At 69.3% G+C, this 9,924-nt stretch carries 9 protein-coding genes and 1 pseudogene; 1 reads left to right on the forward strand and 9 read right to left on the reverse strand.

Annotated features, from left to right (window positions below):
- Positions 1–250: 250 nt before the first annotated feature.
- From prcA to arc, 6 genes and pseudogenes are all read right to left on the reverse strand, one after another.
- Positions 251–1,015, reverse strand: a complete 765-nt coding sequence (gene prcA / locus GPJ59_RS27960; protein WP_219670478.1) for a proteasome subunit alpha — start codon at positions 1,013–1,015, stop codon at positions 251–253.
- Positions 1,016–1,059: 44 nt separating this feature from the next.
- Positions 1,060–1,899 carry a proteasome subunit beta gene (gene prcB, locus GPJ59_RS27965; protein WP_219670479.1) on the reverse strand — a complete coding sequence of 280 codons (840 nt, stop codon included), beginning with the start codon at positions 1,897–1,899 and terminating at the stop codon, positions 1,060–1,062.
- A gap of 67 nt (positions 1,900–1,966) precedes the next feature.
- Positions 1,967–2,026, reverse strand: a pseudogene (locus tag GPJ59_RS38680) (endonuclease VII domain-containing protein); the annotation flags it as partial.
- 137 nt (positions 2,027–2,163) lie between these two features.
- Positions 2,164–2,376 carry a ubiquitin-like protein Pup gene (locus GPJ59_RS27975; protein ID WP_219670480.1) on the reverse strand — a complete coding sequence of 71 codons (213 nt, stop codon included), beginning with the start codon at positions 2,374–2,376 and terminating at the stop codon, positions 2,164–2,166.
- A 174-nt stretch (positions 2,377–2,550) separates the two neighbouring features.
- Complete coding sequence (gene dop / locus GPJ59_RS27980) at positions 2,551–4,062, reverse strand: depupylase/deamidase Dop (RefSeq protein WP_219670481.1); 1,512 nt, start codon at positions 4,060–4,062, stop codon at positions 2,551–2,553.
- A 238-nt stretch (positions 4,063–4,300) separates the two neighbouring features.
- Positions 4,301–6,067 (reverse strand): proteasome ATPase, encoded by a 1,767-nt coding sequence (arc, locus tag GPJ59_RS27985; protein ID WP_219670482.1) that lies wholly within the window; start codon positions 6,065–6,067, stop codon positions 4,301–4,303.
- A 265-nt stretch (positions 6,068–6,332) separates the two neighbouring features.
- On the opposite strand from arc, the gene GPJ59_RS27990 reads away from it, so the two are divergent.
- Positions 6,333–6,653 (forward strand): ferredoxin, encoded by a 321-nt coding sequence (locus GPJ59_RS27990; RefSeq protein WP_219670483.1) that lies wholly within the window; start codon positions 6,333–6,335, stop codon positions 6,651–6,653.
- 4 nt (positions 6,654–6,657) lie between these two features.
- Here the strand turns inward: GPJ59_RS27990 and GPJ59_RS27995 are convergent, their stop codons facing one another.
- The 3 genes from GPJ59_RS27995 to GPJ59_RS28005 form a co-directional block, all read right to left on the reverse strand.
- A complete protein-coding gene (locus GPJ59_RS27995) occupies positions 6,658–7,227 on the reverse strand; it encodes a hypothetical protein (RefSeq protein WP_219670486.1) in 570 nt (189 codons plus the stop codon).
- Between the two features lie 287 nt (positions 7,228–7,514).
- Positions 7,515–8,423, reverse strand: a complete 909-nt coding sequence (locus GPJ59_RS28000) for a tRNA (adenine-N1)-methyltransferase (protein ID WP_219670484.1) — start codon at positions 8,421–8,423, stop codon at positions 7,515–7,517.
- Positions 8,424–8,439: 16 nt separating this feature from the next.
- Positions 8,440–9,642: a site-2 protease family protein gene (locus GPJ59_RS28005; protein ID WP_374200924.1), complete on the reverse strand. Its 1,203-nt coding sequence runs from the start codon at positions 9,640–9,642 to the stop codon at positions 8,440–8,442.
- Positions 9,643–9,924: the final 282 nt, after the last annotated feature.

Consider the following 9,924-nt stretch of genomic DNA (forward strand, 5'->3'; position numbering starts at 1 on the left):
ATGTGTGACAGAAGACAGCTGTTGAATCGGAGCATCTGTGTTTTTACAAGAAAAAGCCGGAATCGGAGTACAGCCTCGGTCTCGTGGCCCCGAGAAGGTGTAAAAGAGCCAGCCCCGGGCCCCCCCCCCCCCCCCGCCCCGCCCCTGACACACACCGGGCCCCGCCCCCGGCACACGACGGAGCCCCGGCCCGCTCCCACACACGGGAACGGACCGGGGCTCCGAAACGAAAGGAACTACCGGGCCGGGCCTACTCGGCCTCGTCCTCCGACACCTCGTCGTTGGACACGGCATCCGCCTGCACGTCCGCCGACGGCGCCGGCTCCAGCAGCCGCGCCAGCTGCCGGCCCCGGATCCGCTTGAACTTGCGCTGCTGCGTCCGCGTACGGTCCAGCACCGCCACCTCCAACCGCTCCGCCGGAATCTCCCGGTCGGCACCGTTGGCCTGACTCGACAACGCCTGCACCGCCAGCTTCAGCGCCTCCGCCAGCGTCATCCCGTCACGGTGACGCTGATCGAGGAACGAACCGATCTGCTCGGCATTGCCACCCACCGCGACCGAACCGTGCTCGTCCACGATCGACCCGTCGTGCGGCAGCCGGTAGATCTGATCACCCGCCGCCGACGCACCGACCTCCGCCACCACCAGCTCCACCTCGTACGGCTTCTCGCCCGCCGAGGAGAAGATGGTGCCCAGCGTCTGGGCATACACGTTCGCCAGCCCACGCGCCGTCACATCGTCGCGGTCATAGGTGTATCCACGCAGATCGGCATAGCGCACACCGCCGATCCGCAGGTTCTCGTACTCGTTGTACTTGCCGGCGGCCGCGAAGCCGATCCGGTCATAGATCTCGCTGAACTTGTGCAGCGCACGGGACGGGTTCTCACCGACGAACACGATGCCGTCGGCGTACTGCAGCACGACCAGGCTGCGGCCGCGCGCGATGCCCTTGCGGGCGTACTCGGCGCGGTCGGCCATGGCCTGCTGGGGGGAGACGTAGAACGGAGTCGACACCGGCTGTCCGTCCCTTTCTTCTGGGTTCTACGGGCGACGAACGGTCAGAGCAGGGCGGCGCGCGGCCCGTCGGGCTGCTCCAGACGCCTGTCGGTGACCTTACGGGCGAGCTCCGAGGACTCCTCCTCGGTGAGCCTGCGGAAGCCCTCGTCCGTGATGACGGTGACGATCGGGAAGATCCGCCGGGCCAGGTCCGGGCCGCCGGTCGCCGAGTCGTCGTCGGCCGCGTCGTACAGGGCCTGCACGACCAGCGTGGTGGCCTGCTCCTCGCTCAGGTCCTCCCGGTAGAGCTTCTTCATCGAGCCCCGGGCGAAGATCGAACCGGAGCCGGTGGCGGCGTAGCCGTGCTCCTCGGAGCGGCCGCCGGTGACGTCGTAGGAGAAGATCCGGCCCTTCTCCTTGCCCTCGTCCCAGCCGGCGAACAGCGGCACGACGGCAAGACCCTGCATGGCCATGCCCAGGTTGCTCCGGATCATGGTCGAGAGCCGGTTGGCCTTGCCCTCCAGCGAGAGCGTGGCCCCTTCCACCTTCTCGAAGTGCTCCAGCTCCAGCTGGAACAGCTTGACCATCTCCACGGCGAGGCCGGCCGTACCGGCGATCCCGACCGCGGAGTACTCGTCCGCCGGGAACACCTTCTCGATGTCCCGCTGCGCGATCATGTTCCCCATGGTCGCCCGCCGGTCACCGGCGAGCACGACCCCGCCGGGGAAGGTCGCGGCGACGATGGTCGTACCGTGCGGCGCCTCGACGATCCCCTCGGGGAGCTTGCGATTGCCGGGGAGCAGGTCGGGCGAGTGGCTCGCCAGGAAGTCCATGAAGGACGAGGACCCCGGCGTCAGGAAGGCAGCCGGCAGACGCCCCGTGCTGAATGTGTTGGCTTCCACGCGTTCCCTCCAAGTACGCGACTGCCCGACGATTGCGGTCGGGGCTGTCCTTCAACAGGCCGAGGCCCGTGTTGCAGTTGAGGCGAAGTACGCCTCGGACCCTACCCGCCTTGCGGCAATGATCCACATGAACGGCCGAGGCCGGCTACGGCCGCCCGATCGAGGAGGCCGCGCGCGGCCCGGTCACCCCGCACCGCGCGCACCTCTTCGAACCGGCCCGCTCGACCACCGGACCCCGACCTTGGATTCGAAGGCAAATTGCCGCTACTGGCCACCCTTTTGCACGAAGGATTTCACGAAGTCCTCAGCGTTCTCCTCGAGGACATCGTCAATCTCGTCAAGAACCGAGTCCACGTCGTCCGACAGCTTCTCCTGCCGTTCCTTGAGGTCGGAGCTCGCCTCGGCGGTCGTCTCCTCGACCTCCTCGGTCGAGCGCGTCGCCTTCTGCTGGCCGCCGCCGGTGTCCTTGGTCGCCATGTCTACCTCACCCCGCTCGGTTCGCACGCTCATGACGAGGGACCCCGGGATCGGGATCCCTCAAGATCAGACCCTACGTCGGACCCTACAAGGAGGGTCCGGCTTTCGTCCCCGCACTTTCACAACGTCCGGGTCTTTTCATGATTCCCGGATGCGGGGCCTTTCAGCCGTCGCTCAGCCCCCGGAAAGCACGCGCACCAGGTCCTCCGCCGTGCGGCAGCGGTCCAGGAGCTCCTTGACGTGCTTGCGCGTGCCGCGCAGGGGTTCCAGGGTCGGGACGCGCTGGAGCGAGTCCCGGCCCGGGAGGTCGAAGATGACCGAGTCCCAGGAGGCCGCGGCCACGTCGTCCGCGTACTGCTCCAGGCAGCGGCCGCGGAAGTACGCCCGGGTGTCCTCCGGCGGCTTGGCCTCGGAGCGCTCCACGTCGGACTCGTCGAGCAGCCGCTTCATCTTGCCGCGGGCGACGAGGCGGTTGTACAGGCCCTTGTCGGGGCGTACGTCGGAGTACTGGAGGTCGACCAGGTGCAGCCTGGCCGCGTCCCAGTCCAGGCCGTCACGGCGCCGGTAGCCCTCCAGGATCTCCCGCTTGGCGATCCAGTCCAGCTCTCCGGACAGGCTCATCGGATCGTTCTCCAGCCGCCCCAGCACGTCCTCCCAGCGGGAGAGGATGTCCTTGGTCTGGTCGTCCGCGTCGGCGCCGAAACGCTCCTCCACGTACTTGCGCGACAGCTCGAAGTACTCCATCTGGAGTTGTACGGCAGTCAGTGTGCGCCCGCTGCGCAGCGTGATCAGGTGGTGCAGGTCGGGGTCGTGGGAGACCTGGTGCAGGGTGCGTACGGGCTGGTCGACGGCCAGGTCGACGTTGATGAAGCCGTCCTCGATCATGGAGAGGACGAGGGCCGTGGTGCCCAGCTTCAGGTAGGTCGAGATCTCCGACAGGTTCGCGTCGCCGATGATCACGTGCAGGCGGCGGTACTTCTCCGCGTCCGCGTGGGGCTCGTCGCGGGTGTTGATGATGGGGCGCTTGAGGGTGGTCTCCAGGCCGACCTCGACCTCGAAGTAGTCGGCGCGCTGGCTGATCTGGAAGCCGTGCTCGCGGCCGTCCTGGCCGATGCCGACGCGGCCGGCGCCGGTGACGACCTGACGGCTGACGAAGAAGGGCGTGAGGTGGCGCACGATGTCCGAGAAGGGGGTCTCCCGCTTCATCAGGTAGTTCTCGTGCGTGCCGTAGGAGGCGCCCTTGTTGTCGGTGTTGTTCTTGTAGAGCAGGATCGGCTGGGCGCCGGGCAGCTGGGCTGCGCGTTCGGCGGCCTCTGCCATGATCCGTTCGCCGGCCTTGTCCCAGAGGACGGCGTCGCGCGGGTTGGTGATCTCCGGCGAGCTGTACTCGGGGTGGGCGTGGTCGACGTATAGCCGGGCGCCGTTGGTGAGGATCACGTTGGCCAGGCCGATGTCCTCGTCGGTGAGCTGGCTGCTGTCGGCCGCCTCGCGGGCGAGGTCGAAGCCGCGGGCGTCCCGCAGCGGGTTCTCCTCCTCGAAGTCCCAGCGGGCGCGTCGCGCCCGGTGCATCGCCGCCGCGTACGCGTTGACGATCTGGGACGAGGTGAGCATGGCATTGGCGTTCGGGTGACCGGGGACGGAGATCCCGTACTCCGTCTCGATCCCCATTACTCGCCGTACGGTCATGCGGCCCTCCTTGCCCGGCGGCGCTCCCCTTCGTGGGAGCGGCGCTCAAGTACCGCTGGTGCTCCGGTGCGTGTGCGGTGCCCGTCCCCGCACTGCGGATGAGGCGGTACGGAAGAGCCTAGAGCGGCCCCGCGCTGGTGGGGAGATCATTTCAGTCATTGCATGGGTGCCCGTGGCGGCTGGAAAGCAGTCGGCTGCGGATGCCCCGGATTGGGGCATCCGCAGCCGCCCCGATGGATCAGAGGTACTGACCGGTGTTGGCCACCGTGTCGATGGAGCGTCCGGTGTCCGCGCCCTGCTTTCCGGTGACGAGGGTGCGGATGAAGACGATCCGCTCGCCCTTCTTTCCGGAGATCCGGGCCCAGTCGTCGGGGTTGGTGGTGTTGGGCAGGTCCTCGTTCTCCTTGAACTCGTCCACGCAGGCCTGGAGGAGGTGGGAGACCCGCAGGCCCTTCTGGTTGTGTTCGAGGAAGGCCTTGATGGCCATCTTCTTGGCCCGGTCGACGATGTTCTGGATCATCGCGCCGGAATTGAAGTCCTTGAAGTAGAGGACTTCCTTGTCGCCGTTGGCGTACGTGACCTCGAGGAAGCGGTTCTCCTCGGTTTCGGCGTACATCTGCTCGACGACGGTCTGGATCATGCTGTGGACGGCGACCTCGGGGGATCCCTGGTGCTCGGCGAGGTCGTCCGAGTGCAGGGGCAGCGAGGCCTTGAGGTACTTGGCGAAGATGTCCTTCGCGGCCTCGGCGTCCGGGCGCTCGATCTTGATCTTCACGTCGAGGCGGCCGGGGCGCAGGATGGCCGGGTCGATCATGTCCTCGCGGTTGGAGGCGCCGATCACGATGACGTTCTCCAGGCCCTCGACGCCGTCGATCTCGGCGAGGAGCTGGGGGACGATGGTGTTCTCGACGTCGGAGCTGACGCCGGATCCGCGGGTGCGGAAGAGGGATTCCATCTCGTCGAAGAAGACGATGACGGGGGTGCCCTCGCCGGCCTTCTCGCGGGCGCGCTGGAAGACGAGGCGGATGTGGCGCTCGGTCTCGCCGACGTACTTGTTGAGGAGCTCGGGGCCCTTGATGTTCAGGAAGTAGGACTTCCCGGCGGGCTGGCCGGTGACCTCGGCGACCTTCTTGGCAAGCGAGTTGGCGACGGCCTTGGCGATGAGCGTCTTGCCGCAGCCGGGCGGGCCGTAGAGCAGGATGCCCTTGGGCGGGCGGAGTTCGTGTTCCTTGAAGAGGTCGGGGTAGAGGTAGGGCAGCTCGACGGCGTCGCGGATCAGCTCGATCTGGTCGCCCAGGCCGCCGATCTTGTCGTAGTCGATGTCCGGGACCTCTTCGAGGACGAGTTCCTCGACCTCGCTCTTGGGCACGACCTCGTAGACGTAGCCGGAGCGGGGTTCGAGCAGGAGGGCGTCGCCGGGGCGGATGGTGATGTCCAGCAGCGGCTCGGCGAGCCTGACCACCCGCTCCTCGTCGGTGTGCCCGATGACCAGGGCGCGCTCGCCGTCCTCGAGGATCTCCTTGAGGGTGACGATGTCCCCGGCCCGTTCGAACTCCATGGCCTCGACCACGTTGAGGGCTTCGTTGAGCATGACCTCCTGGCCTCGGCGGAGGTCTTCGGGGTCGACGCTGGGGCTGACGTTCACGCGGAGCTTGCGGCCTCCGGTGAAGATGTCGACGGTGCCGTCCTCGTTCGCCTGGAGGAAGACTCCGAATCCGGCCGGCGGCTGTGCGAGCCGGTCGACCTCTTCCTTGAGGGCCACGATCTGGTCGCGTGCCTCACGGAGCGTATTTGCCAGTCGTTCGTTCTGTGCGGAGACGCCGGCCAGGTTTGTCTGCAGCTCGACGATCCGCTCTTCGAGAATCCTCGTGTGTCGCGGAGAGTCGGCGAGCTTGCGTCGCAGGACGGCGATTTCCTGCTCGAGATAGGCAACCTGACCGGCGGGGTCGTCGGACCCCCGCCCCGGCCGGATGCCGCGGTTGATGTCGTCGTCGTGGGCTGCCACGGTCCTCACCTCCTCCAAGGGGAGCTGGACGCTTCCTGACCCTACCTGGGCTGGTGGTGATTGAAACCCCTAGATCACAAAGACGGTAGAGGTGTGTCCGATCTTCACCCTTGCGTACTCCCTCACGCCAAGGAAATACCCACCCGCCACCATCTGAAAGCGGCCGGTTGTAAGGTCGAACTGTTCAACACCCGTCAGGGCTCGCGCGACTTGCTGCGACTTGTGACTGGGACGGTTCACAGAGCGCAGGGAACGGCAGGAGAGAATGACCGTGCAGCACGAGGCCCCGACGAGCGGATCCGGCGGGGCCGGGGAGGCCCTGGAGGTCTGGATCGACCAGGACCTCTGCACCGGGGACGGGATCTGCGCGCAGTACGCGCCGGAGGTGTTCGAGCTGGACATCGACGGTCTGGCGTACGTGAAGAGCGCGGAGGACGAGCTGCTCCAGGAGGCGGGGGCGACGACTCCGGTTCCGCTGCCGCTGTTGCAGGACGTGGTGGATTCGGCCAAGGAGTGCCCGGGGGACTGCATCCACGTGCGGCGGGTGGCGGACGGGGTCGAGGTCTACGGTCCCGACGCTGAGTGACGGATCAGACACTCCTGGCCGCGAGCTCTGTCAGCTCCTGGCTGAATTTTTCGCCGGTCCAGCGCCAACTGGCCACCCGGTGGCGGTCGGGGCAGCAGCGCGGGACGGTGTTGGACGTGTAGCCGTGCAGGGTCGCGGTGACGGTGCGGCCGCGCACTGCGAGGTCGGTGGCGGTCTGCCGTTCGGTGGCGCTCACGAGGGTGGCCACGACGCGGGGCCGGGCGGCGGGCGCGGGGTCCTGGACGAGGACGTAGAGGGCGTGCGGCGGGGTGCCGGAGCCCGCCTGGCAGTGGACGGCGACGACGCTCTCGGGTCTGCCGTCGCCGTCGAGGTCGCCCTGGGCGGTGGCGGCGACGAGTTTCTGGGCGCCTCGGCAGTCGAGGGGGTAGTCGGCCGCGGCCGGGTCGGGGGCGGCGGGGCCGGCGGCGGGTCCTCGGGCTCCGGTGGAGGCTCCCGCGGAGGCTCCGGTGGCCGGGGCGGGCTGGAGGAGGCCGGCGCCCGCGATGACGGCGGCCATCGCTGTCGCGGTGGCGACCCAGTGCACCGGTCGGGTGCGGGTGTGGGCCAGGTCCATGACGGCGGGGGTGTTCGGCACGCGAGCGGTCTCCTGGTGGGGCGCGGCTGACGGCGAGCCAGCATCGTGTCATACCCCACATCGGAGGGGAACGGCCGGGTCCGCTCGGCTGTACGCCGGGTCCGCGTGGCTGTTGCGCCGGGTCCGCCCAGCCGTGTGGCCGCGGGGATCGTGCGGCGGTGCGCCCGCGTACGCGGCGGTCGCTGCTGGACAACGCGAAGGCGCCGGGGCGCAGTTCCCTCCTGGTGGGGGGAACTTCGTCCCGGCGCCTGCCGGTTGGTCCGGTTTCAGCCGCGGCCGGAGTCGGCGGTCTGACCGCCGGGGCCTTCGTAGTCCTCGCCGTACGCGCCCTTGGCGGGGCGGCGGCGGCGCAGCGGGGGCTCGACGCCGTCGGCGAGGCGGCGGGCGGTGACGAGGAAGCCGGTGTGGCCGATCATCCGGTGGTCCGGGCGGACGGCGAGGCCCTCGACGTGCCAGTTGCGGATCATCGATTCCCAGGGCTGCGGCTCGGCGAAGCAGCCGATCTCGCGGATGGACTCGACGGTCTTGGACAGCTGGGTGGTGGTGGCCACGTAGCAGCACAGGATGCCGCCGGGGACCAGGGCCTTCTTGACGGCCTCCAGGCACTCCCAGGGGGCGAGCATGTCGAGGACGACCCGGTCGACGTCGGTGTCGGAGAGGTTGTCCTGGAGGTCGCCGACGGTCAGCTGCCACGCGGGGTGGGGGCCGCCGAAGTAGCGCTCGACGTTGTCCTTGGCGATCTCGGCGAAGTCCGCGCGGCGCTCGTAGCTGTGCAGCATGCCCTGGTCGCCGATGGCGCGCAGCAGGAAGCTGCTGAGGGAGCCGGAGCCCACGCCCGCTTCCACGACGCGTGCGCCGGGGAAGATGTCGGCGAAGGCCAGGATCTGGCCCGCGTCCTTGGGGTAGACCACGGCGGCGCCGCGGGGCATGGACAGGACGTAGTCGGGGAGCAGGGGGCGCAGCGCGAGGTAGGCGACGTTCCCCGTGGTTCGGACAACACTGCCCTCGGGAGCGCCGATCAGCTCGTCGTGCGGGAAGGAACCCTTGTGGGTGTGGAAGTTCTTCCCGGCTTCGAGCGTGAACGTGTAGTGGCGTCCCTTGGGGTCGGTGAGCTGGACCTGGTCCCCGACCTTGAAGGGCCCGCGACGGCGGGCGGCACCGGTCGGTTCGGACATGTGACCAGTGTATGGGCTATCCGGAGTGGGGCCGTGCCATGGCCTTCACGAAGGCCTTCTCGACGTCGTGGGTGGACAGGACGCCGTAGACGGCGCCGTCGTCCTCGACGACGAGGTACTCGGTGGCGGGGGTGGCCTGGAGGTGGTCGAGGAGGTCCTGTCCGGCGAGCTCTGCGGAAACCTTCATGCCTTCGGTGAGGTCTTGTGCGAGGCCGCTGACGGAGACCCAGGGGCGGCGGTGTTCGGGGACGGAGGCGATGGCGCTCTCGCGGACGATGGCGGTGGGTTCGCCCTGGCCGTCGACGACGACGAGGGCGCGGGCGCCGGCCTCGTTGGCGCGGCGCAGTGCCTCGGAGAGCGGGGTGGCGGTCTCGACGGGGATGGCGCGGCGGGTGAGGCCGCGGGCGCGCAGGCCCGGGAGGTGTTCGCGGAGGCGGGCCATGCGCAGGCTGTTGCCGGCGCCGGTCCACATGATCGCGGCGAGGATGGCGGCGAGCAGGGCGTTCATGACGGTGTCCATGCCGCCGGTCTCGTGGTCGCCGACGCGCAGGAAGCCGGTCTCGGTGAGCAGGGGCAGGCCGAGGAGGACGGCGATGGCGATGGCGCGGCCGACCCAGGCGGCGGCGACGGTGCCGGTCATGGCCTTGCCGGTGACGGCCCAGACGACGGCGCGGAGCATGCGGCCGCCGTCGAGGGGCAGGCCGGGGAGCAGGTTGAAGGCGGCGACGATCAGGTTGGCGATCATCAGGCCGGCGAGCAGGACGCCGGGGACGGTGCGGGGGTCGACGGCGGTCATGCCGAGGTAGAAGGCGCCGGCGAGGACGAGGGAGAGCAGGGGGCCGACGAAGGCGAGGACGAATTCACGGCCGGGGGTGCCGGCCTCCTCGACCTGGGTGGCGCCGCCGACGAACTGGAGCTGGATGCGGCGTACGCCGAGTTTGAAGCGCAGGCCGGCGACGGCGTGGGCGAGTTCGTGGACGAGGACGGAGGCGTAGAGGGCGACGGCGAAGAAGAGGGCGACGAGGTAGCGGACGGGGCCGAGGCCGGGGAGTACTTCGTCGAGCTGGTTGCCGAAGATCCAGGTGATGAGGGCGGCGACCAGGAACCAGCTGGGCGCGACGTAGACGGGCACGCCGAAGGGGCGGCCCATGAGGAATCCGCCGCCGCCCGGGTCGGAGCGCCGGCCGGTGCGCTCGCCGGTCTCGTCGGTGTCTGCCACGGCTGTCCTTCGGTCGGTGCTGTTTCCCGCGGTCCGCGCCGTTGCGCGGTGTGATGCTTCGATCATGCAGTGCGAGGGTGGTCGCCGTCGATGGTATGCGCGTGCTGTCGGTGGCGGGTCGTAGGGTTCTGTGTCATGACGACGAGCTCTCCCGGTCCGGCCGGCTCCCCTGGCGCGGCGGATCTCCCCGGCGCGGCGGATTCCTCCGGCGCGGTGCCGGGTGGTGCCGAGGCGGCGTCGCCCGGCGCGGCCGGTGCGCCCGGCGACGCGCCCGGTGCGGCC

Origin of the sequence: Streptomyces bambusae (assembly GCF_019400985.1) — a bacterium.
GTDB lineage: Bacteria > Actinomycetota > Actinomycetes > Streptomycetales > Streptomycetaceae > Streptomyces > Streptomyces bambusae_A.